This is a genomic window from Spirillospora sp. NPDC000708 (genome assembly GCF_040299565.1).
Lineage (GTDB): Bacteria > Actinomycetota > Actinomycetes > Streptosporangiales > Streptosporangiaceae > Spirillospora.
Genome location: NZ_JBEPCJ010000001.1, coordinates 66,947 through 89,757, shown reverse-complemented (window position 1 = coordinate 89,757; position 22,811 = coordinate 66,947). Strand labels below are relative to the sequence as shown.

Annotated in this window: 23 protein-coding genes; 3 read left to right on the top strand and 20 right to left on the bottom strand. The window is 72.7% G+C overall.

Going from position 1 to position 22,811, the window contains the following annotated elements:
- Nucleotides 1–4: 4 nt before the first annotated feature.
- From ABT299_RS00415 to ABT299_RS00320, 20 genes are all read right to left on the bottom strand, one after another.
- Nucleotides 5–1,582, bottom strand: a complete 1,578-nt coding sequence (locus ABT299_RS00415) for a phage tail protein (RefSeq protein WP_500249253.1) — start codon at nt 1,580–1,582, stop codon at nt 5–7.
- On the bottom strand, nt 1,579–3,648 hold the full coding sequence (locus ABT299_RS00410) for a baseplate J/gp47 family protein (RefSeq protein WP_500249252.1): 2,070 nt from the start codon (nt 3,646–3,648) through the stop codon (nt 1,579–1,581). Before ABT299_RS00410 ends, ABT299_RS00415 begins: the two co-directional genes overlap by 4 nt.
- Nucleotides 3,645–4,028 (bottom strand): GPW/gp25 family protein, encoded by a 384-nt coding sequence (locus ABT299_RS00405; RefSeq protein ID WP_500249251.1) that lies wholly within the window; start codon nt 4,026–4,028, stop codon nt 3,645–3,647. The genes ABT299_RS00410 and ABT299_RS00405 overlap by 4 nt, the downstream gene beginning before the upstream one ends.
- Nucleotides 4,025–4,360, bottom strand: a complete 336-nt coding sequence (locus tag ABT299_RS00400) for a hypothetical protein (RefSeq protein ID WP_387020386.1) — start codon at nt 4,358–4,360, stop codon at nt 4,025–4,027. The genes ABT299_RS00405 and ABT299_RS00400 overlap by 4 nt, the downstream gene beginning before the upstream one ends.
- A complete protein-coding gene (locus tag ABT299_RS00395) occupies nt 4,357–5,964 on the bottom strand; it encodes a phage baseplate assembly protein V (protein WP_500249250.1) in 1,608 nt (535 codons plus the stop codon). Before ABT299_RS00395 ends, ABT299_RS00400 begins: the two co-directional genes overlap by 4 nt.
- Entirely contained in the window at nt 5,961–6,680 is a 720-nt protein-coding gene (locus tag ABT299_RS00390) for a CIS tube protein (RefSeq protein ID WP_500249249.1), read from the bottom strand. Before ABT299_RS00390 ends, ABT299_RS00395 begins: the two co-directional genes overlap by 4 nt.
- A gap of 1 nt (nt 6,681) precedes the next feature.
- Nucleotides 6,682–7,593, bottom strand: a complete 912-nt coding sequence (locus tag ABT299_RS00385; RefSeq protein ID WP_500249248.1) for an eCIS core domain-containing protein — start codon at nt 7,591–7,593, stop codon at nt 6,682–6,684.
- Nucleotides 7,590–7,745: a DUF6760 family protein gene (locus ABT299_RS00380; RefSeq protein WP_387020397.1), complete on the bottom strand. Its 156-nt coding sequence runs from the start codon at nt 7,743–7,745 to the stop codon at nt 7,590–7,592. Before ABT299_RS00380 ends, ABT299_RS00385 begins: the two co-directional genes overlap by 4 nt.
- Complete coding sequence (locus tag ABT299_RS00375) at nt 7,742–8,110, bottom strand: phage tail assembly protein (protein ID WP_190851941.1); 369 nt, start codon at nt 8,108–8,110, stop codon at nt 7,742–7,744. The genes ABT299_RS00380 and ABT299_RS00375 overlap by 4 nt, the downstream gene beginning before the upstream one ends.
- On the bottom strand, nt 8,107–8,547 hold the full coding sequence (locus ABT299_RS00370) for a phage tail protein (RefSeq protein WP_190851943.1): 441 nt from the start codon (nt 8,545–8,547) through the stop codon (nt 8,107–8,109). Before ABT299_RS00370 ends, ABT299_RS00375 begins: the two co-directional genes overlap by 4 nt.
- A gap of 9 nt (nt 8,548–8,556) precedes the next feature.
- Nucleotides 8,557–9,690 (bottom strand): phage tail sheath family protein, encoded by a 1,134-nt coding sequence (locus ABT299_RS00365; protein ID WP_500249247.1) that lies wholly within the window; start codon nt 9,688–9,690, stop codon nt 8,557–8,559.
- A 37-nt stretch (nt 9,691–9,727) separates the two neighbouring features.
- Nucleotides 9,728–10,306, bottom strand: coding sequence for a Pvc16 family protein (locus ABT299_RS00360; RefSeq protein ID WP_500249246.1), 579 nt, complete (start codon nt 10,304–10,306; stop codon nt 9,728–9,730).
- Nucleotides 10,306–12,075, bottom strand: coding sequence for an AAA family ATPase (locus ABT299_RS00355; protein ID WP_500249245.1), 1,770 nt, complete (start codon nt 12,073–12,075; stop codon nt 10,306–10,308). Before ABT299_RS00355 ends, ABT299_RS00360 begins: the two co-directional genes overlap by 1 nt.
- Nucleotides 12,076–12,367: 292 nt before the next feature.
- On the bottom strand, nt 12,368–13,840 hold the full coding sequence (locus tag ABT299_RS00350) for a mannitol dehydrogenase family protein (RefSeq protein ID WP_500249244.1): 1,473 nt from the start codon (nt 13,838–13,840) through the stop codon (nt 12,368–12,370).
- On the bottom strand, nt 13,837–14,889 hold the full coding sequence (locus ABT299_RS00345) for a carbohydrate kinase family protein (protein WP_500249243.1): 1,053 nt from the start codon (nt 14,887–14,889) through the stop codon (nt 13,837–13,839). The genes ABT299_RS00350 and ABT299_RS00345 overlap by 4 nt, the downstream gene beginning before the upstream one ends.
- Nucleotides 14,886–15,884, bottom strand: coding sequence for an alpha/beta hydrolase (locus tag ABT299_RS00340; protein WP_387020413.1), 999 nt, complete (start codon nt 15,882–15,884; stop codon nt 14,886–14,888). Before ABT299_RS00340 ends, ABT299_RS00345 begins: the two co-directional genes overlap by 4 nt.
- A 78-nt stretch (nt 15,885–15,962) precedes the next feature.
- Nucleotides 15,963–16,988: an ABC transporter permease gene (locus ABT299_RS00335; RefSeq protein ID WP_387020416.1), complete on the bottom strand. Its 1,026-nt coding sequence runs from the start codon at nt 16,986–16,988 to the stop codon at nt 15,963–15,965.
- Nucleotides 16,985–17,749 (bottom strand): ATP-binding cassette domain-containing protein, encoded by a 765-nt coding sequence (locus ABT299_RS00330; protein WP_190851960.1) that lies wholly within the window; start codon nt 17,747–17,749, stop codon nt 16,985–16,987. Before ABT299_RS00330 ends, ABT299_RS00335 begins: the two co-directional genes overlap by 4 nt.
- A gap of 9 nt (nt 17,750–17,758) precedes the next feature.
- Complete coding sequence (locus ABT299_RS00325; RefSeq protein WP_500249242.1) at nt 17,759–18,751, bottom strand: sugar ABC transporter substrate-binding protein; 993 nt, start codon at nt 18,749–18,751, stop codon at nt 17,759–17,761.
- 142 nt (nt 18,752–18,893) lie between these two features.
- Complete coding sequence (locus tag ABT299_RS00320) at nt 18,894–19,898, bottom strand: alpha/beta hydrolase (RefSeq protein ID WP_500249241.1); 1,005 nt, start codon at nt 19,896–19,898, stop codon at nt 18,894–18,896.
- Between the two features lie 92 nt (nt 19,899–19,990).
- Here ABT299_RS00320 and ABT299_RS00315 point away from each other — a divergent pair, with 92 nt between their 5' ends.
- From ABT299_RS00315 to ABT299_RS00305, 3 genes are all read left to right on the top strand, one after another.
- On the top strand, nt 19,991–21,112 hold the full coding sequence (locus ABT299_RS00315; protein WP_500249240.1) for a PucR family transcriptional regulator: 1,122 nt from the start codon (nt 19,991–19,993) through the stop codon (nt 21,110–21,112).
- A gap of 346 nt (nt 21,113–21,458) precedes the next feature.
- Entirely contained in the window at nt 21,459–22,394 is a 936-nt protein-coding gene (locus ABT299_RS00310) for a branched-chain amino acid transaminase (protein ID WP_433136938.1), read from the top strand.
- A complete protein-coding gene (locus ABT299_RS00305; protein WP_500249239.1) occupies nt 22,391–22,807 on the top strand; it encodes a cupin domain-containing protein in 417 nt (138 codons plus the stop codon). Before ABT299_RS00310 ends, ABT299_RS00305 begins: the two co-directional genes overlap by 4 nt.
- Nucleotides 22,808–22,811: the final 4 nt, after the last annotated feature.

The window sequence follows — 22,811 nt, the reverse complement described above, 5'->3', positions numbered from 1 at the left end:
CCTCCTAGATAGAGGTGATGAGGTCCCACAGGGTGTGGGCGGGTCTCTCCTCGTCGACGATCGCGCTGACGTTGTCGACGATGTTGCCGAGCGCCCGCCGGCGGGCGTCCTCGTCGGCGGGCACCCGGTCCGCGGCGAAGTGCAGGACGACGTTGAACCGGAACGGCCTGACCCGCGACCAGTACGGCGCCAGGCCGCCCCCCGGCGGTTGGCCCGGGTCGCAGACCACCAGGCGGTCGCCCGCAGCGGCGAGACCGGCCGGGTAGACGAACTGCGCGGGCGGGGTGACGCGGACGGCCCTGTCCCCGGTGATCAGGAAGACGCCGGCGTCCTCGGCGACCGGGCAGATGAAGGGGTCGACGTCGGACGGCAGGAGCGGCTTCAGGCCGACGTCCACGACGTACAACCGGCCGTCGCGCCCCCGGGCCAGGCCGGTCGGCGCGACCAGCGGCCCGACGGGCAGGGGCGTCACCGTCCAGGACGCGCCGGAGCGCACCACCCTCAGCAGCGCGCCCGGGTACTGCTCCGGTCCGGTGGGCTCCTGCGGCCCGCCGTCCCCGACCAGGACGGTGCCGTCGCGGTCCATCATCAGCGACAGCGGTTCCCGCGCGGACGGAAGCGCGTTGCGGGTCACCGCCGGCGGGTCGGGCCGGACGGTGAGGATCTTCGGCGGGTTCGGCGCGTCGGGGCCGTCGCCGGCGTCCAGCACCAGCAGGTCGCCGGAGGCGGGGTCCATCGCCATCGCCCTCGGCCGGAAGGTCGTGCCGGCCGTGGCGAGGGAGGTGACCAGGGTCGCGGAGCGGTCCTGGAACGGCGCGGGCACCGCGTACAGCCGGCCGGGCTCGTCCAGGACGTACAGGGTCTCCGGGCGTCCGCCGCGCGCGGGGCGCACCGCCACCGCCGCGACCCGCGTGAACGGCGTGTCCGGCACGAGCGGCAGCGGCCGGGGCGGCGTGCCGCCCATGTCGTGGCGGCCGGACGGGTCGAGCCGCCACACGCGGGCCGGCGCCGTGACCGGCACGCCGCTCGGCAGGCCGCGGTCGCCGACGAACAGGCTTCCGTCCGCGGCGACCGCGACGCACTCCGGCCTGATCAGCCCGAGCGGCGAGCCGCCCGCGCCGCCCGAGCCGCCGGGCAGCGGCCCCAAGGTGACGAGCCCGGACACGGCCCCCGACGGCGCCACCGCGAGCAGGCGCCGCCCCACGTCCAGCGTGATCCGCGGCCGGATCGCGCCGACGGCGTACAGGTCCAGGTAGGCGTTCAGGGCGGACTGGCGGCCGCGGCCCCGGTAGACCGAGGCGATCCGGGAGATCACCCGGCGGCGCTGGTACTCGTCCCACAGGTCGGCGCCCTGCAGGGTCGGGAACTCCAGCGCCACCCAGGAGGCCAGCCACGGCAGGAAGCGCTCGGGGGTCGTCCACGGGTCGACGAGCCGGTCCAGCGCGGCGATCTCCGCGGCGAGCGCGTCGTGCGCGGGGACGCCGTCGGGCAGCCCGCCGAGGGTCTTCTCGAAGATCCGCAGCAGGTCGCCGAGCGGGGCGCCGGCGAGGACGGGCGGCAGGTACCGCGAGTAGCCGCTCATACCTGCGCGTTCACCGTCGTGATCGTCTGGGTGGCGGACGCGCAGACCAGCTCGTAGTCGGCCACGCGGACCGACGCCCCGTCGGGGGACAGCGGGAACGGCCGGGCGGGCGGCGTGTAGGCGGGGGCGTCGGGCCGCACCAGCAGCTTCGAGAGGTAGCCGAGGTCCTGTGCCGGGGCGATCGCCTGGAACAGGTCGGAGGCGAACACCGGCTGCCCGACCTGCCAGCCGGTGCCGTCCGGACCGCCGCGGGTGGGGTGCAGGAACCGCTGGATCCGGGCGAGGGTGTCCGCGACGACCCGGGCCGGGTCCGCTCCGGCGCTGGTCGCCCGCTGCCACAGCGTCACCTCCACCGTCACGATCACCGGCAGGTACCGCGGCCCGGACACCGCCAGCTGCGCGGTCAGCTCCCTGCGCGGTTCCAGATGCGCGACGACCTCGTCGACGTCGCTCGTGGACGGCACGGGCCGCGCCACCGACGCGCCCTGGTCCGGCACGATGAGGAGGTTCACGGTGCCGGGCGCGCGGACGATCCCGCCGTGGTCGTACGGCGTGCCGTCGTCCCCGTGCAGCCGGGGCGGCAGGCAGCGCACCACGATCGGGCCGAACGCCTCGCGCACCAGGAACTCGTAGTCGTCGGCCGTCACCGCCCGGTCCCGGATCTTCAGCTCCTGCGGGGCCCTGGCCAGGGTGTCCTCGACGGGTTCCTCGTCCACGCCGTCCCGTCCCGGCCCGAGGTTGGTGACGGCCGAGACGCCGGCCGGGACCGACCCGGCGGGCGTGGTACCGAGCACCGTCACCTGGTTCGGCGCGACGTTCCCGGCCTGCCCGGCGGTGACGTACCGGTAGCGCACCGCGCGGATCCGACTGCCGGCCGGAGGGATGGAGCCGTGCCCGCTCTGCCCGGAGACGGTGTGCGGGTCGTAGGAACCGAACCCGATCTCGCCGGTCACGGGGTCGGCGCGGTAGACGGTGCCGGGCCCCGGCGGCAGGTCGTCGGCGAGCGTCCAGTCCTGCCAGACCGGCGGGCTGCCGGTCCCGACCTGGATCGCGAGGTCGCCGTAGGGAGCCTCGAACGAGGGCCGCCGGGCCAGGGGCCGCTGCGCCAGCGCGAACACCTGCATGGGGGTGCCGGTGCTGGTGCCGAGCACCTCCGGGATCCGCACCGTGAGGGCCGTCCGGGCGGGCGCCGCGTTGAACAGCAGCCGCTCCAGTCCGATGGTGACCGGGCCGCCGCCGTTGGCGATCCGCAGCCCGATCCAGAACAGCGCGTCGGTGACCGCGCCGGCCGGGGTGCGCGGCGGGACCGTCTCCCACGGGTGGCCGCTCGCGGGGCCGGTCGGCTGCTGCGCGCTCCAGGCGGTCGGCGGCGTGACCCGGAAGGCCCCGTCGTGGGTGAACGCGTCGGTCCCGTCGCTCGCTCCGGGCGCGGCCGGCCAGCTCAGCGGGTCGGCGTCGCCCGAGGAGCAGACGCAGGTCACGGTGAGGCCGGGCGGCGCGCCGCTGTACAGGCGCACCGCCGGTGCGAGCTCCTCGGCCGTTCCGCGGTCGAAGCCCAGGCACAGCTGGACGGTCCCGCCGCCCGGCACCTGGATCGCGGTCTGCGCGCCGAGCGCGGACGTGACGTCGTCGTACGCGCCTCCCGACACCAGCACCGCGGCCTTCAGCGTGGTCGGCAGCACCCGGACGTCGGAGTCGGTCTCGAAGACGACCGGCTGGTCGCCGCCGGTCTGCGCCTGCGTGCCCGCCGGGACGACGACCGGGCCGGCGCCCGCGGAGAAGGTGAGATCGGTGCGCGCCGGGACCGCGGGCCGGCGGGTGATCCCGAGCAGGTCGAGGAACGCCACGTAGTTCTTGTCGGGGACCCGGTTCAGCCGGTAGATCATGCCCTCGGCCAGCCACGCGAACAGCTCGATCAGCGTGATGCCGAGGTCGCTCGGGTTGTGGTCGGTCCACTGCGGCGCGTAGACGGGGATCAGCGCGCGCATCTGGTCGACCAGGTCCTGCCAGGTCCGGTCGTCCAGGTTCGGGGGGACGATCCGGCCCCGCCGCGACTCGAACGTCATCGTCCGCCTTCCAGGTAGAACGGGTAGACGAGGTTGTGCACCTCGTTGGTGGCGCGCAGCCGGTACCGCACGTCGATGAGCAGCCGGGCGCCGTCCTGGGCGACGGTCACGTCCAGGACGTCGATGCGGGGCTCCCACCGGGTCAGCGCGTCGGTGACGTTGTGCCGGGCCAGGTCGGCGGTGGCGCCGTTGTTCGGCGCGAACGCCAGCGCGCGCAGGTCGGCGCCGAAGTCGGGGCGCATCGCCCGCTCGCCGCGCTGGGTGCCGAGGATGATCCGGATCGATTCGGCGACCTTGGCGGCGCCGGCGGACTCGGCGACGCCTCCGGCGGACAGCCGCAGGGGGAAGGCGAGGCCGCGCCCGTGGACCTGCTCGGTCACGGCGCCCCCAGCGTGGTCTGCGCGGACGTCACCGTCAGCTTCCCGTCCACGGCGCCGATGTGGCCGCCGGTGGTGCCCGACAGGGAGGCGAGCAGGACCGGCTTCCCTCCGGCGAACAGCTTCACCGAGCGCCCGCCGGTGATCGCGAGGACCGTGCGGCAGGGCACGTCGCTCGACGACACCGGGAGGCACTGCTCGTCGAACGCGGTCACGCCCGCTTCCAGCAGCACCGGTTCGCCGGCCACCGCGAGCTTGGCGTCGCTCACCGGCCGGACGTGCCCGGCGGGGGTGTGCCCGCAGGTGATGGTGGAGCCCGTCGTCAGCACGTTCATGTCACGTTCACCTGCGACTCCGTCATCGTGATGGTGGTCCGCCCGCCGTGCGCGGCCAGGACGATGTCGCCCGCCGCCCGGATCGTGATGGCCCCGGTGACGGCGTCCAGCTCGATGGAGCCGCCCTTGGCGTCGGCGACGCGGAGCCTCCCCGCGCCGGCCGTGTCGTCGAAGGTGATCGTGTGGCCCGCCCTGCTCCTGATCACCCGCTGGCTGTTGGTGCCGTCGAGGTTGGTGGTGGGCGGCCCGTGCACCGCGCTCCACAGGCCGCCGACGACGTACGGCTTGGACAGGTCGCCGTTCTCGAACGCCACGAGGACCTGGTCGCCCGGCTCGGGCAGCGCGTAGAAGCCCATGCCCTTCCCGCCCATCGGCGTGGCGCACGGCGCCCAGCCGCTGGTGAAGGCGTCCGAGAGCCCGGGGAAGGACACCCGGACCCGGCCCGTCGGGATCTTCGGCGGGATCGCCCGCAGCTCGTCGTTGTCCTGCACCTCGCCGACCACCACGCCGTGGAAGCGTGCCGCCTCGTTCGGCGACGGCTCCTCCACCAGCTTCTTGCGCAGCAGCCCGAGCAGGCTGGAGTGCCCGCGCGGGGAGATGGAGAACTCGGTGGTCAGGCCGCCGCCGTCCAGCCGGTGGGTGACCTTGCGGACCCGGTAGGTCCCCGAGAAGCGCCGCCCGACGCCCTCGATGCGCAGGTGGTCGCCCGCCCGGAGGTCGGGAATGCCCGCGCACGACCCGGTGCCCTCGTACAGGCCGTCCAGCAGGTCCGCCAGCACGGACCGGGCGAGCAGCATCGCGTCCAGCGGGTTCTCGACGGTCTGCTGCCGGACGCCCCTGCGGGCCAGCGAGGCCAGCAGGTCCAGGGCCGCGCCGCCGAGCCGCTCCACCAGGTCGTCCAGGTCGAGCTCCCCGGCCAGCACGGTCGCGGAGACGGCCTGCGCCAGCTCCTGGTCGTAGCCGCGGATCACCTGGAGCCCGGCCGTCGCGGCGGCGGAGATGCGCGGGTAGAAGGAGGAGAGGTTCCTGCCCCACTCCAGTGTGTGCGCGGGCGGCCCGGGACGGGGGAACCGGAAGTGCAGCCGGTCCCACTCCACGTAGACGTCGAAGAAGTACCGCGCCGCCCGCGACTTCAGGAACGCGAAGTCGCTCTCGGTCTGGATGAGCTTCTCGTGGAGTCCCGGGGTGGGATCGACGACGGGGACGAGACCGTTCTCGGCGGCCAGCCGCGCCGCGATGACGCCGTCGTTGGCGAGGGCGTACTCGGTCGGCTCCGGCTGGGCGCGCCGCATCCGGTACGACTTGTCGTAGCCCGACACCCGGACCGTCGGCGGGCCGTCGGCCGGGAAGGACGGCTCGATGGCGGCGATCTCGCCGAGGAACGCCGGGACGAGGTCGCCGCCGTAGCCCAGGTGGATCTCGACGGTGCGGCCGGGGTCGAGCAGCGCCGAGTCGAGCAGGGCGTTGCCCGCGTTGCGCAGCGTGACCGCGAAGGACCCGGCGAGGTCGAGGTCGGTCTCCACGACCACGCCGAGCACCTGGGACGCCAGGTCCGCCGACAGCGCCACCCCGGAGATCCGCACCTCGCACCGCGGCGCCGTCATCCGCGCCCCCCGGGGATGACGAGCCGGGTGCCGGGCGGCACGTCCAGCGGATCCTTGATCTTGTTGGCGTCGGCGATCCGCCGCCACCGGCCGGGGTCGCCGAGATAGGCGGCGGCGATCGAGCCGAGCGTCTCGCCGACCGCCGTGACATGGACGGCGTCGCCGCCCCCGCTCCCGCCCTCGGCCCCGCCTCCGATCGGCGTCCGCGGGCTCGGCGGGCCGAGGACGAGCCCCTCCGCGATGCGCGGCGCCCCCGCTTCGGCGTACTCCTGGAAGCGCACCGACAGGGTGGAGCGCACCGGGGTGCCGTCCCGCAGGAACAGCGTGTAGCGCTGCCCGGCCTCCAGCAGCACGCACCGGAACCGCACCCGGCCGAGCGAGAACAGCAGCACCGGCGGCGCCATCGTCCGAGGGCCGCGGTCCAGCAGCGCGACGATCGGGCCGGTGTAGGCGCGCACGTCCTCGCCGGACTCGTAGGTGTCGAAGAACAGCTCCATCGACAGGGTGCGCGCCTTGCCCCGGATGTACTGCAGCGGCGGGGCGTCCAAACCGGGGACCGGGATCTCGGCGTAGGCGTTGCCCTGCTCGACCTTCAGCTCTTCGGGGTTGTACATCACCGGGTACGCGGTGCCCGTCCCGGTGTCGACGATCGTCGCCTTGGCCAGCTCGTGGCCCGTCGGCTTCGGTACCGGACGTCCCGGTCCCGGCAGCGCCATCTCAGCCTCCCCGCTCGAACTCGGCCCGCACCTGCCGCATCAGGTCCGCGACGACCTCGCGGCGCAGCCGCTCCACGTCCACGGGGGCCGCCGGCGCGGCGGTGTCCCTGTCGATCGCGGCCGCGAGCGGGGCCGGTGGCGGCCCGCCCGCCATCTCGGCCGGGGGAGGGCCGGCACCTCCGGGCGAAGGGCCCGGCGCGTCCGTCGCCGGGACGGGCGCGAGTCCCGCCTCGGTGGGCCAGTCCGCCGGACGGCCGGACGCGACGACGCCGGGCCACGCCTCCGGCACCGGGAGGCTCAGGCGGGCCGTTGATTCCACGGCCAGCGCGTGGGCTTCGGCGGCGTGCCCGGCCTCCGCACCCGGACGGCCCTCGCCGCCCAGGCCCGGGAAGCGGGTCTGCGTGACGTGCGCCGCCTCGTGGGCAAGCAGGCCGAACCCCGCAGGCTCGTCGGGGCGGTAGCGGCCGTCCCGGAAGTAGACGTTGGCGCCCAGCGCCACCGCGTCGGCCCGATGGCCGCGCGCGACCGCGTCGGCGGCCGGCCCTGCGTGCGGGCGCAGGACCTCGGCTCCCGGGCCCGCCACGTCGCGGAGCCTGACCCGGACGTCCCGGGGGAGCGGCACCTCCGGCTCCGCCCCCGCGGCCTGCGGCGCGCCGCCCGGCGACGCGTCCGCCGCCCCGGGCGCCGGCAGGCCGGGACCGGTGCCCGGCCGGGACCTCGGTGGTGGGTCCGGCGGGCGCGCCGGCCCGTCGGGCGGCCGCTCGACGCGGTCGAACCGGCCCGCGAGCGGTGCGGCGTTCCGCGCCGCCCTGGCCAGCACCGGGTCCAGCGCCGCCGTCCACGGGAACTCCGGCACATGGCGCGCCGCCAGGTGCCGGCCGGCCTCCTGGAGCCGTTCTCCGAGCGTCGTCATCCCGCCTCCCGGGCGATCTGGTCGAGGACCTCGGTCACCCAGCGGCGGCGGGCCGCGTGGTCGAGGTCCAGGACTTCGGTGAGGGTCCAGTGCGCGTGCCGTGCGAGGAAGGCCACCTCCTGATGGACCCGGTCCAGGGGGTAGCCGGTCATCCCCCCAGCGGCGGCACCTCCACCTCGTGGCCCCGCCCGCAGTGCGGGCACTCGACGGCGGCGGTGCCGGGCGCCAGCCCGTTGACGCGGTTGTAGAGGTCCTGCAGGTAGGCGAGGTCCTCGGAGAACAGGCCCTCGATCACCCCGGGGTTGATCTCGGGCAGCCCGCCGAGCCGGGTGACCACCCGCGACAGCAGCAGCACGACCAGGTAGGCGGGCCAGTTGCGGACCCGCGGGTCCTTCAGCGGGTAGATCTCGTCGGCCGCCGTCGCGAGCCGCATCACACCGGCGCGGTGCAGGGTGCCGTCCGCGTCCACGTAGCCCTTGGGCAGCTCGAACTCGATCTCGGTGGCCAGCGCGCTCATACCCGGGTCAGCCCCTCGTGCGCGAGCACCAGCGTGTCGATGGAGATGTCGCTGCCCTTGGCGGTGAACGCCGAGCTCTCCCACTTGGAGGGCCAGGCGTTGACGAAGTTCCACCTGGCCACCTCGGTGCTGTTGTCCAGGTCGAACACCACGATCGAGCCGTTCTTGCGGACGATCGCGCCGATCACGATCTGCTGCCGCCAGTCCCACAGCTCAGTGGACGCCGTCAGGCCCCACTTCAGCGAGATGTCGGAGTAGCTGGTGCGGCCCGGCAGCTTGTAGGACGTGGTGTTGTCCCCGCCCTGCCGGTTCTCGATGACCTCGGTGGTGGAGCCGAGGCCGCCGCACTCGACGAAGCTCGCCTGGGCGATGCCTTCCAGCTCGACCAGGAAGTTGAAGTTGCGGTACGGGTCGACCCGCTGTCCGGTGGTGGGCACTGCTGCTCCTTAACGCTCGCTGATGGACGCGCCGCCGTCCCACAGGCCGATGCGCAGTTCGACGAACTCGGCGGGACGGCTCGGAGCCAGCCCGATCTCGATGACCACCTCGCCCCTGGCCCGGACGTCGGGCGGGTTGAGCTCCTCGGTGATCGAGACGTAGAACGCCTCCTTGGCGGTGGCCCCGAACAGCGCCCCCGCCTGCCAGATCCGGGTGAGGAACTCGGTGATCGTGCGTTCCAGCCCCCGCCACAGGGCGAGGTTGTTCGGCTGGAACACCGCCCAGCGGACGCCCTGCTTGATCGAGTCCTCCAGGTAGCAGACCAGCCGCCGGACGTTCACGTACTGCCAGTTGGTGCTGGTGGTGAGGGTGCGAGCGCCCCAGACCAGCGGCGGGCCGCCGGGGAACCGCCGGATCGCGTTGACGCCGGCGTGGTTGAGCTGCCCGTGCTCGGTGTCGTTGAGCTGGTAGTCCAGGTCGAGGGCGCCGCGGACGGCCTCGTTGGCCGGGGCCCGGTGCACGCCGACGGAGTCGTCGCAGCGCGCCATGATGCCCGCGACGTGCCCGGACGGCGGAACGGTGAGCCGCGCGTCCGGCGTGGCGGGGTCGGCGATGACCAGCCACGGCCAGTACAGGGCGCCGAGGCCGCTCGCGGAGTCGAGGCCGGCCCGCTGCGTCAGCAGCGGGCTCTGCGGGTTCACCGGGTTCGGGTCCTGGACGCCGTCGAGGATCGCGAACCGGTCGCCCATCGCGTCGCAGTGGCCGAGCACCTTCGCCTGCGACGCCACCGTGACCGTCCCGGGCAGGCAGACCATGCTGACGTCGGGGTAGCGGGTGAGGCGGCCGAGCGCGGGGTCGATCCCCGTCGGGTCCGCGATCGGGACGATGTAGGCGAAGCCGCCGCCGTTGTCGAAGAAGCCCTTCACCGCGTACGGCAGGGACAGGCCCGCCTTGTAGGCGCCGTACTTCGCGACGTACGCGGTCCACGTGGTGACCGGGAACGGCACGCCGGTCTCGGAGGCGGGCGGGAGCGTCGCGGGCGTCCCCAGGAACGCCGTGACCGTGCTGCTCACCCCGGCGATCGGCCCGGCCTGGGTGATCTCCTTGACGTAGACGCCGGGGGCCATGGTGTCGTAGGCCATCGTCTCTCCTGTCGCTCGAAGCGGTCGTGCCCGCGGCTCATGCCTTCAGGACGGGCTTGAGCAGCACGTCCTTGACGATCGGGCTGGTGGCGGTCTGGTCGAAGGGCTCGGCGGCGACCGTCAGCGTCAGCCCGAACGCGGGCCGCGGCGCGATGCCGAGCGCGCTCCAGAAATGGCCCATCGCCCGCCCCTCCCCGGTCCGCGCGACGGTCACCGGGACCGGGTAGGGCTGCGCCGCCATCGTTCCCTGCAGGAAGCGGTCCGGGACGGTGGGGAAGCGGGCCAGCCAGACCAGGGCGGCGCCGAGCAGCGCGTGCTCCTCGGCGGCCCGCAGCCCGGCCGTCTGATGGGACCAGGCGGTCACCAGGTAGCCGCAGTCGAGCCGGAGCGGGGGCGGCCGGCTCGTGACGGAGTCGCCGGTGCGCTCCATCACCCGGGCCTCGTCGCGCAGCGGCCGGTTCTCGGCGATCTCGTGCAGGAACAGGTCCAGCGTGGTCTGGTCCGGGCGGTAGTCCCGGTCGGGGGTGTCGAAGGCGACCTGCGCGGCCCGCAGCGCCTCGGGGGCGGCGGCGTCCTGGACGAGCTTGGCGAGGGTCTGGTCGAGGTCCTGGAACATCAGCCCTCCGACCCGGGGGCGAACCGGCCGGTCTTGCGGTGCTCGCGGCGGATCGCCTCCAGCACGTCGCCCTGCCCGATCGGCCTGCCCGCCGCCGCGGCGCGGAACGCGGCGCGCAGCACGACGCCGCGGATCTCGCCGCCGGTGAGCGGGAACCGCGCCGCCAGCTCGGCCAGATCGAGGTCGTCGCCGCGCGGAGCCCGCCCGGGCAGGCAGCGGTCCCAGATGAGGCGGCGCTCCGGCCCGCCGGGAACGGGGAACTCGACGATGAACCGCAGCCGCCTGGTGAAGGCCGGGTCGAGGTGGCGGCGCAGGTTGGTGGCCAGCAGCGCGATCCCGTCGTAGTGCTCCATCCGCTGCAGCAGGTAGGACGTCTCGATGTTGGCGTAGCGGTCGCGCGCGTCGCGGACGTCGCCGCGCCTGGCGAACAGCGAGTCGGCCTCGTCGAACAGCAGCACCGCGTCGGTCTCGCCCGCCGCGGTGAAGACCTTCTCCAGGTTCTTCTCGGTCTCGCCGATGTACTTGCTGACCACCGCCGCCAGGTCGACCGCGTACAGGTCGAGGCCGAGCTCCCCGGCGACGACCTCGGCGGCCGTCGTCTTGCCGGTGCCGGGCGGGCCGGTGAACAGCGCCGTGACGCCGCGCCCCCGGGCGGTCCCGGCCGCGAAGCCCCAGTCGTGCCAGACCGTTCGCCGCGCGGTCACCTGCGTGCACAGCTCGCGGAGCTGGTCCAGCTCGCCGGGCGGCAGGACCAGGTCGTCCCAGGTGTGCAGCGGCTCGATCCTGCGGGCGAGGGCGGCCAGCTCGCGGCCGGTCTGGGCGCGCGCCGCGGCGAACAGCTCCTCGCGTCCGGGGCCGGCGCCCCCGGCGCCCCGGGCCGCGGCGGCCGCTGCGACGGCTCCGCCGATCCGGCCGGGGCCGAACCGGAAGCGGGCCGCGAGCTCGGCGGCCGGTTCCGCGCTGATGCCGGCGGCGGTCAGGCGGGCTGTCCAGACGCGGCGCCGGACCTCGTAGCACGGGCGGGAGAAGGAGACCTCGACCGCCCCGTCCGGCATCGCGGGACCGTCGCCCGCCAGCACGGCGATGCCCGGGTGGTCGCGGATCTCGGACGCCAGGTCGTCCGGGCCGTAGAGCAGCGCACCGTGCAGGGCCGCCTCGCGCAGTACGTGGAACATCAGGTCGGGGCCGGGATTCGTCTCGATGGCCAGCAGCGGCATGCCGAGCCGCCCGGCGAGGGCGCGGGCAGTGGTCCGCCGGCCGGATCCCGGTGGACCGCGGAAGTGCAGGCGGAGCCGGCCGGGTGAGGCGGCCCGGACGGCGGCGAGCAGCCCGGCCCGAGCGTCGTCGGGCAGCGGCACCTCCGCCCACAGGTCCGGCGGGGGCGCGGTCAGCGCGCAGGAAGGGACGAGGCGCCGGTCCAGCCCGTGCTGCCCGAGCAGGACGTCGATGATCTGCTCGTCGAGCGCCATCCGGCGGGTGATCAACGGCCCCTCGCCCAGCAGCGCGACGATCCGCTCGGAGATCAATGGGGCGTCGCCCTGGAAATGCCGCCTTTCCGCTCCGGGCACCGCCGCCAGCGCGTCGGCGACGGCCGGCCAGGGCCGCCCGGTGATCTCCGGCTCCAGTGCCAGAGCGGTGATGCCCATTTCGGTGTCGGTCAGCGCATAGGTCTCGCGCAGCCATTGCCCGCCGGTGGTCGCGATTCCGGCGGAAAGGCCATTTAGGGCCGACGGTGCCACCGGCGCCACGTTCGACACACCTGCCCCCATGTGCGGATCCATGTGAACCGGCCTCGCGGACAAGCTCGTCCTTCGCAAGGCCACGGACCCGCCGAGGAGCGTGGCCGCCCATTAATGAGACCACGGAAGGTAATCGAAATCCATACACGGCGGGCGTCGACTTCACGGCACGTTAAAATGATCAGGAATTCGCCCCGATAACTCCTGAAATTGCCAGGCCCCCGGCTCGAAAACCCGCACAAAAAAGGCCACATCCAGCCAAAGGATCCACGCCCGGCGCCGACCGTCCCCCGCCCGGTCGACGGCGAGTTGGGGGGCGCCGTCAGGTGCGGCTCTCCCACTTCTCGACGGTGGCTCGTGCGCCGATGCTGTGGAGGCTGTCGAGAGCCCTGGTGAAGGGCTCGACGAAGGCGGGTCGGGAACGGAGGTCGCCGAAGAGGGTCTCGTCGTCGAGGAAGGCCAGGGGGTCGGTGAGCTGGCGCGCCGCTCGGGCCGCCAGGTCGCCACGGCGCCGGTCGACCACGTCGATCCGCCGGCCCTGCTCGTCGACTCCCTGCACGTACCTGGCCCAGCCCGCGACCACCAGAGCCGACCGCCGGACGTCCTTCCCCGCCGCGAGGCGGTCGTGGACGACGGGCAGGAGGAATTTGGGGATGCGGTCGGAGGCGTCGGTGCACAGCCGGGCCAGAGTGTCGCTGATCTCCGGGTTGGAGAAGCGTTCGATGAGCTGCCTCCTGTACGCGGGCAGGTCCACGCCGGGGACCGGCTCCAGCGTCGGGGTCGCTTCCTCCTCCATGTAGGCGCTGAGGAACCGGACGAACGAGGGGTCGCGGCAGACCTCGTGCGCGAACCGGTACCCGGCCAGGTAGCCGAGATGGCAGAGCGCCTGGTGACCGGCGTTGAGCAGGCGAAGCTTCATCGACTCGTACGGCTCGACGTCATCGACGAACCGGACGCCGACGCGTTCGAGCGCGGGCCGGCCGGAGGGGAAGCGGTCTTCGACGACCCACTGGGAGAACGGTTCGCATACGACGGGCCAGGAGTCCTCGACGCCGAACTCGTCGAGGAGCCGCCGGCGGTCGAGGTCGGAGGTGACGGGGGTGATGCGGTCGACCATCGAATTGGGGAAGCCGACCTCCCGGTCGATCCACTCGCCGAGCCGCTCGTCCCTGAGGCGGGCGAAGGCGCTGAGCGTCCGCCGCGCGATCCGGCCGTTCTGCGGGACGTTGTCGCACGACATGACGGTGAACGGCGCGGTGCCGGCCGCGCGCCGCCGTGCGAGGGCCTCGGTCAGGAACCCGAACGCCGAGGTCGGCCGCGCGCCGTCGCGCGCCTCGGCGAGAACGGCCGCGTCGGCTTCGAACGCGCCCGTGGTCTGGTTCACGTGGTACCCGCCTTCGGTGATCGTCAACGAGACGATCCGGACGGCGGGATCGGTGAGGGCCGAGAGCACCGCTTCGGGGGCGTCGGGCGCGAACCGGTAGTCGATCATCGACCCGATGACCCGGGGGCGGTGAGGGCCGTCCGCCCCCTTCTCCACCAGCGTGTACAAGGTGGACTGCTCGCGCAGCGCGTCGCGCATCGGTTCGTCCTCGGGACGGACGCCCACACCGATGATGCCGAAGGGGCTCTCGCCGGACTCGTTGAACAGGGCGTCGACGTACATGGCCTGATGCGCGCGATGGAACCCTCCCACCCCGATGTGGACGATCCCGGGGCGAAGCCTCGACCGGTCGTAGCGGGGCACTGGGACGCGCGCCGCGATGGCGGGAAGGTTGGCGGGGGTGAGCTTCATCTGGCCTCCTGGTTCGTCGAGGCGGGCGCGTCGGGGCGGGGGACTCCGGACCCGAGGTGGGACAGGCGCGGCGGGTCCGCGCCGCGGCGTGTCACCGTCACCCCGGCGATCCGGGCGGCGAACGAGCCGATGGACCGCAACGTGTCGTCGGGAAGCCCGCCGGGGCGGCGCAGTGATCGCGCGAGGTCCCGCTCGACGATCTCGTAGAGCAGGCCCGCCATGTAGGCGTCACCGGCGCCGATCGTGTCGACCACCCGCGCGGGGGTCGCGGGGACGCGAACCCGGTGGTCGCCGGACGCCAGCAGGGAGCCGCCGGCCCCGGTGGTCAGCCCGACGAGGGCTGCGCCGAGCCCCAGCAGCTTCCCGACCAGGTCCCCCGGGGCGAGGTCGGGGTAGAGCCAGGACGCGTCCTCGTCGCTGAGCTTCACGATGTCGGCGTGGGCGCAGAGGTCCTCGAAAAGCCTCCGCACCTCTCGCGGCGGGGGCAGCAGCGAGGGCCGGACGTTCGGGTCGATGCTCACCACGGCCCCGCGCCGCCGTGCGGCCGCCAGGATCTCCGCGACCCGGCCGGCGCCGGGGTGCAGGAAGAGCGCCAGCGAGCCGGCGTGCAGGAGACCGGCCTCGCCGACCGGGACGTCCGGGCGGAGGTCCCACGTGAACTCCAGGTCGTAGTGCGCCGAGCCGTCGGCGGCCAGTTTCGCGGTGGCCACCGGTGTGTCGGCTCCGACCGGTCCCGCGGATACGACGTCGGCCCCCGCGTCGTGGAGGTGGGCGAGGATCCGGTCCCCGTAGGCGTCCGACCCGAGCGCCGTCAGGAACTGGACCGGGACGTCGAGCCGTCCGAGCGCGACGGCGACGTTGAGAGGGGAGCCGCCCGGCGTCATCGAGCCGTTCCCGGCGGGGTCGCCGATCACGTCCATGACCGACTCGCCGATGACGACCACGGCCGGGGGACGCCGCGTCGTCTCATCGTGGTCATCGCCGGGCGCCGTGGTCCGTGCGCCCGCGCCGGACGCGGCGCCGCTGCCTCTGGAGGGAATCGGTGTCATATGGGGGAGACCTCGCTGGATGCCGGGCCGAGCCGTCGCTGCGGCGTCGCGGCCCCGAAGTACAGATCGAGTGCGGCCAGAGCGTTGTCGAGCGCGTCGAGCGCGGCGGGGACCCTGCCGGCCATATCGGCGAAGCCGTGCACGAGCGAGGGAAACGGCAGGTAGGCCGTCGCGACGTCCGCCGCGACGAGCCTGCGCGCGTAGGCCATCCCTTCGTCGTGAAGGGGGTCGAAGCCCGCCGTGACCAGGACGGTCGGGGGCATTCCGGCGAGATCCGCCAGTGCCGCCGGCGTGGCCCGGGGGTCGGACGCATGCGCGGGATCGCGGAGATAGCAGGACCAGTAGTACGCCATGTCCGCCTTGGTGAGGATGTAGCCTTCCGCCATCCGACTCATCGAATCGCTCGCCATCGACGGGTCCAGAGCCGGGTAGAGGAGCAGCTGGGCGTCGACCCGCAGATCGTCGCGGTGCCGGCTCGCGGCGGCGAGCGCGCCCACCAGGTTCGCCCCCGCGCTGTCCCCGACGCCCGCGATCCGGGCCTCGGGATGCGTCCGGCTCAGTTCGGCGAGCACGGCGGCGCAGTCGTCGTACGCGGCCGGGAAGACGTGCTCCGGTGCGAGCCGGTAGTCGACGGAGACCACCCGTGCGCGCAGCCGCCGGGCGGCGCTTCGGGCCAGGTGGTCGGCGCCGTCCAGGTCGCCGACGACCCAGCCGCCGCCGTGGACGCAGAGCACCACCCGGTCGGGCATCATGATCGATTCTTCGGTGTCGTAGACGCGGACGGGGACGGCGTGCGCGCCGTCGAGCACCTGCGCGTCGTGGACGGACGCCACCTCGGGGGCCGTCCTCTCCCCGCCGAGGATCCGGCGCAGGACGGTGTACCAGGCGCGGGCCTGTTCCGGCGTCAGGTCGTCGAGGCCCTCGGCGCCGGGTTCGCCGAGCGCGTCCAGCTCGGCGATCAGGTGCCGGACGGCGGGGTCCAGGGATGGATGCATGAAGGGAACCACTTTCACTACCGCGCGCGGCGGATGTGCCGGCGCGCATCGGCGCCGGACGGGAGACGGGGGGCGGGATCAGCGCTTGAGGGAGAACATCCGCCCGCGCCTTATGCTGTCGGCGGCGACGGCGAAGATCAGGATGCTGCCGATGATCATGTTGGAGTAGAGCGCGTCGATTCCCGCGACGGCGAGCGCGTTGTCGATCTCCGCGAACAGGATCGCGCCGAGGGCGGTACCGGTGATCGTCCCGATGCCGCCGAACAGGCTGGTGCCGCCGATGAGCACGGCGCTGATCGCGGTCAGGGTCACCGACGCTCCGCCCGCGCCGACCTGCCCGCTGCCGGTGCGGGCGGCGTAGACGATGCCCGCGAAAGCGGCGAGAGCACCGGCCCCGATATAGAGCCACGCGTCGAGACGCCGGACCGGAATGCCGTTCTCCGTGGCCGCCAGCCGGTTGCCTCCGAGGGATCGCACGTTGTATCCGTACCGGGTGCGTTCGAGGACGAGGTGGTAAGCGATGCCCACCAGGATCCCCGCGATGATGACGTTCGGCAGGCCGAGGGTCGAACCGGTGCCCAGTGAATCGAACTGCAGCGGGAGCGGTGCGATGTCGATTCCATGGGTGAAGAGGATGACCACGCCGCCCATGACGTAGAAGGTGCCGAGCGTCGTGATGATCGGCGGCACCTTGAGGCGGTCGATGACGACCGCGTTCAGCGCTCCGACCGCCGCGCCGACCGCGAGGGCGATGAGGATCGCCAGCGGCCAGATGACACCGTGGGTCATGAAGTACGCCGCCGAGACCCCGCCGAGCGTGAAGACCGAGCCCACGGAGAAGTCGAAGCCCCCGCCGATGGTCACGAGCGTGAGCGGGCACGCCACGATGAAGGTCACGACCGCGGCGCGGACGACCTGGAGGAGGTTGTCCGACTCGCCGAAGGAGGGGTTGCGCAGCGTGGCGAGAACGCCGACCAGGATCAGGACGGCGATCAGCGTCAGCTCCTGCCGGGCCAGCAGCCGCCGGCCGAGCCCGAGCCTGATGATCGGCGTGTCGGTCGCTCCCGGCGCCGTCGCCGTGGACGTGTTTCCGTTGACGGTCATGCCGTGGTCCCTTGGCGAGCGCCGGTGATGTATCCGATGACCTCGTCGCGGTCCGTCGCCGCGGCGTCGAGATGAGCGACGGTCCGGCCGAGGCGCATCACGGTGATCTCGTCGCAGTAGGTGAACACGAAGTCCAGGTCGTGGCAGATGATGATGACGGCCTTTCCTTTGGCCTTCAGCCGCTCGACGATGCCGCCGACATGGCCTCGCTCCTGGATTCCGAGGGCGGCGGTGGGCTCGTCCAGCAGCACGATCTCGCTCTCCTCCAGACGCACCGCGCGCGAGATGGCGATGATCTGGCGCTGCCCGCCCGAGAGCATCCCGACGGGCGTCCGCACCGAGCCGACCCGCACGTTGAGATCCGCGAGCACCCGCTCGGCGTCGCGCTCCATGCGCCTGCGATCGACGAAGAACCTCTTCTTCGGGATGTCGCCCAGGTGCAGGTTCGTCGCCACGTCCAGGCATTCGACGAGCGCGAGGTCCTGGTAGACGGTCGCGATGCCGTGCTCGCGCGCTTCGGCCGGGCTGTCGAAGGAAACGGGCGCCCCCGCGACCCGCAGCTCGCCGCCGTCCGGCTTGTGCAGGCCCGAGAGGATCTTCAGCATGGTCGACTTGCCGGCTCCGTTGTCGCCGACGATCGCGTGCACGCGTCCGGGGGAGACCCGCAGGTCCGCCTCGTGCAGGGCCTGTACGTGGCCGAAGTTCTTGCTCGCGCCCACCAGTGTCAGCGCGTCGGTCCGCGCCGTCTCCGCGTTGGTCACCGAAACTCCTTACTGCAGGTCGCCGCTCTTGGTGAGGGAATCGACGGTCGACGCGGTGGCGAAGTCGATCGGCGTCGGAATGTTCGGCGGGACCGTTTCGCCCTTGGACAGCTTGACCAGCGCGTCGACGGGCGCCTTGCCGATCTCGCACATGTTCTGCAGCAGGAAGGAGTACACGATCCCCGCCTTCATGCCCTCCACCGAACCGCTGTAGATGCTGTTCGTGGTGAGGAAGACCTTGCCCACCCGGCCCTTCTGCTTGATGGCCGCGGTGATCCCGGGGGTGTCCGCTCCCTCGTTGGTGACGAAGTGGTTGAGCTCGGGGTGCGCCGTCATCAGCGCGGTGGCCAGGTCGGTCGTCTTGACGACGTCCCCGCCGTCGTACCGGGTGTCGATGATCTTGATGTTCGGGTACTGCTTCGCGGCTTCCTTGAACGCGTTGACGAAGGTCGCGTCCGGCCCCGTCGGGCCCTGCGTGAGGAACGCGACGTTCTGCTGCCCGGCCTTCGCCGCGACGGTCTTGGCGGCGAGCCGCCCGAACTCCTCGAAGGACGTGCCGGCGTTGAGGTTCTGGTTCTTGGTCTGGCCGCCCTCGACGGTCGCGACGTAGGCGCCGGCCGCGCGGGCCTGCGCGAAGATCGGATCGAACTGCTCGGCGCTGGCCGGGAAGGTGACCAGCGCGTCCACCTTGCTCGAAATGCCCTGCTGAAGCCGGTCGAGCATCAGCTTGGTGTCCATGTTGTTCCCGTTGGGGCCGGCCTGCGAGAAGCCGATGCCGTTCTTCTCGGCCTCCGCTTTCATGCACTGCCCGATCGTCTTCCAGGCGGGGTAATTGGGCAGCGGGTTCACGAAGAGCATGGACTTGATCGGCTTGCCCGACGATCCCGCGGACGGCTTGGCGGCGGTGTCACCGGTGGCGTTGCTGCACGCGGTGACACCTGCGGAAAGTGTGGTGACGATCGCGGCACCGAGAGCGTAACGCAAGTATCGTCGAGCAGCCATGCGCAGGATCCTTCCGAAGGCGCCCGTCTCGCCGGGAGATCGGACGTTCGTTTACGGTGACGTAAACGCTAGGTTTCCCCCGGGGCGGTGTCTACGGACGAGTGGCTGACGTTCGCCCGGGATATTCCGCCATTCGGCTAAGTCAGGCGAAGGCGGCCCGGAGCGCCTCGACCTGGTCGCGGATCGCGGACCGGCCCAGCCGGGTCGCGTGGAACGAGTCGAAGGAATGGAACCCGCGGGCGTACACCCGCAGGTCGACCTGGACCTCCGCGCGCATGAGGCGTTGCGCGTGCTCCAGCGCCTCGTCCCGCAGCGGGTCGTGGCCGGCGGTGCAGAGGTAGGTGGGGGGCGAGAGGGAGAGGTCCGGCTCGTGAGCGGGCGAGCTGTGGACCGGGTAGGACGCCTGGCCCGGTCTCCACTCCGGACCCAGGTAGAGGCGCCACATGTCGAGCAGCGTCTCGTGCGTCAGCACAGGGGTGTCCGAGTAATGCCGCGCGGTGTGGGTCGTGAGACCGGCGTCGAGAACGGGGAACAGTAGCATCTGCAGAACGAGGGCCGGCCTTCCGTCCTCGCCGCAACGGAGCGCGGTTCCGCTGGCCAGGGCGCCTCCGGCGCTCAGCCCGCCGATGGCGACGCGACCGTTGTCGATGCCGAACTCGTCCGCCCGGTCGCGCAGGTGGGCCAGGGCGGTGGAGCAGTCGTCGAGACCCGCCGGAAAAGGGTTCTCCGGTGCGAGGCGGTAGTCCACCGCGAAGACGACGCACTCGGCCTCGGCCGCGTAGATCTCGCACCGGGCGTCCTCGGTCTCCAGGTCTCCGGTGACGAAACTGCCGCCGTGGATGAACAGCAGCATCGGGAGCGGGCCGCGCCTTCGCGTCCTCGGCCGGTAACCCCGGACGGCCAGGTGAGTGCCGTCGGGCCGCGGGACGACCGAATCGGTGGTCTCCACCTCGTGGCGGCGGTCGGACGAGCGCATGTTCGCGACCAGCATCGCCTCCGTCGCCCGGGCCTGCTCCACCTCGGCGATGTCGATGCGGGGCATCAGGACCTGCATCGCGGCGAGCTCGGGATCGAGCCGCATCCCGCCGGGCCGGAGAGAGGGATCCGCCCCGTCCCGACCGCTCGGATCGGACGGTGCGGTCGGCATGCGTCGATCATGGCACATCGCGCCGGTCCGCTGCCATGCTCCGTCCGCCAGATGGCTAGTCCCGAGGAGGGGCGCCGAGTACAGTACGGGCCGTGCGAGGCTTGTTGAACCGGTTGTCGAGCATCGACTCCAGCGCCGAGCGCGGCCTGCAGGTCATCGAGTTCTTCGATCAGCTGCTCGCGCACCGGGCCGACGCGGAGGCGGTCGCCCGGGCCACCGCGATCCTGGCCGAGACGACCGCGGGCGTCATCTTCGACGAGGTCGGCGCGGTCCACGTCGTCGATCCGGCCGGGCGGACGGTCGACACGCCGGGCCCGGGGCCGGACGTCCTCATCAGCGACGTCATCGTCGACAACGGCCCCGTCGGGCGCGTCTGGCTGGAACGCCGGGACGAGGCGGACGGCCACGAGTGGGACGAGCTGATCATCGCGCGGTTCGCGCTCACGATGGCGGCGCTGTACTCGCGCTCGTACGGCGACGACGCCCAGGCCGGCCTCACCCACCCGGAGCTGCTGCACACCCTGCTGAACGATCACGCGGGCGAGGCCGAGACGGCCCGGGCGGCGCGCCTTCTCGGCTTCCGGATGGGCCAGCCGGTTCGGGTCCTCGCGGTGCACGCCGACGGCCGGGTCGAGAAGATCCTGCCCGCCTTCCGGGCCGCCGTCGCGGGCGCGACGAAGGGCCGGACCGTGGCGGCCGCGATGACGAACGATCTCGCCGTGCTCATCGCCGCGGGTCCCGCCCCGCGTACTCCGACGCCCGACGGCATCGCGGTCTGCGTCGGCCCAGAGGTGGCGGTCGAGCAGTGCGGGCGCTCCTGGTCGCAGGCCCGCCGGGGAATCCGCTTCGCGGCTCTCCGGGCCGACCCGTCCGACTGGATTCTCGCCGAGGACCTGGGCGGCGTCATCGCGCTGGCCGATCTCGACTCCGAGGAGATCAGGGCGCTGCCCGACGTCCGGGCGGTCGGCGAACTCGCCGGCTCCCGCTCCGGAGGCACCGACATGAAGATCCTCGACCAGCTGGGGCGGCAGGGCTCGTTGCGCGAGGTGGCCGCGGCCCTGCACATGCATCACAGCAGCGTGGCCTATCGCATCGACCGGATCTCCGATCTCCTCGGGTTCGACGTTCGCTCCAGCGATGGCCGCTACCGCGGGCGAACGGCCCTCCTGCTCTGGCACCTGCACGCCGTACCGCGCGGGGGCCGGACGGTGTGACGTCCGGGCCCCGCACGGAACGGGGGCATCGGCGCGCCGCCGTGTGCGCAGGATTTTCCGACGGCGCCTGCGGTCCCGCTCATCATATTGAATTCGCGAATTTCAATTGGTCTAAACGGCAAGGGAATTGCCGGGTTTCGCGGTGCGTCTCGGCAAGGCTCAGTGCCCGGGCGGGCGGCCTGGCGTCGCTTACAGGAATGCTGAAGGCTTGATTAAGAAGCCTTCGATTGTGCTTAACGCGGCGACCGGCTTAACGTGCTGCTGACAGGCGTTCCTCGGTGAAGGGGAGGTCAGTGCAGTGAGTCTACAGGCAGAAGTAGGGCCGCGAGATCCCGCCGTTTTCGGCATGCCTTACGACGTGGTCTTCGTCGATGGCGAATTCGTTTCGTCGGATGAGGCGCGGCTGAGTGTTCTCGCGAACGTCGTCTCGTACGGAACGGGGACCTTCGAGGGGATCCGGGCCACGTGGAACCAGGAGCGGGGAGACCTCTTTCTGCTGGAGGCGCCGGCGCACTACGAGCGGCTGGAGCGTTCCGCGCGGATCCTCGGCCTCCGGCTGCCGTACGCGCCCGCGGATCTGGTGGCGGTGACCTGCGAACTGCTGCGCCGGAACGGCGTGCGCGCCGACAGCTACGTCCGCCCGCTGCTGTTCCTGGCCGGTGAGCAGCTCGCCGTCCGGATGCACGATTCGGGCAGCCGGCTGTGCATCCCGGCCACCCCGATGCCCGGCGACTACATCGACCCGCGGGGCATCCGGTGCATGGTGAGCACCTGGCGGCGCGGCACCGACGTCGCCGTGCCCAACCGCGCCAAGGTGATCGGGAGCTATGTCGGCCCCGCGCTGGCCAAGACGGAGGCGGTCCAGCGCGGGTTCGACGAGGCCCTGCTGCTGACCACCGACGGCCATGTGGCCGAAGCGACGACGTCGAACGTCCTGGTGCGCCGCGGGGACGAGTGGGCCACGCCCGCCGCGACCGACGACATCCTCGAGGGGATCACCCGCCGCCAGGTGACCGGGCTGCTCTCCGAGGACTTCGGCGTCACCGTCGTCCAGCGCCGTGTCCACCGCTCGGAGCTGTACGCCTGCGACGAGGCGCTGCTGTGCGGCACGGCCGCCATGGTCGCGCCGATCATCGAGGTGGACGGGCGCCCGGTGGGCGACGGGAGGCCGGGTGAGACGACGCTGGCCTTGCAGCGCGAACTGTCGTCGATCGCCCGGCGGGGCGGCGACCGGCACCACGAGTGGACCACTCCCGTATTCGGCACGGAGGCGGAGGCGTGAACGAGTCGAGCAGGCGGGCCCGGACGGGGACCGGGACGGAGAGCGCCCTGAGCGACCTGGACTCGATCCGGCCGCTGCGCATCTGGGAGGACGTCGTCGCCAGGGTCGTCGAGAGCGAGCTGATCACGCTGGCGGTCGTGGAGATCCCGCCCGGCGGCCTGGTGCCGGCGCACCGGCACCCGAACGAGCAGGTCGGGCTCTGCCTGGCGGGCTCCCTGCGGTTCACCATCGGTCCGGAGACGCGCGAGTGCGGCCCCGGCGGCATGTGGCGGATCCACGCCGACGTGCCGCACGAGGTGCACGCCGGTGCCGACGGCGCGGTGGTCGTCGAGGCGTTCTCGCCCGTCCGGAGCGACTGGGAAGGGCTGGACCGGGCACCCGAAGCGCCTCCGCGCTGGCCGGCCGGATCATGAGAGC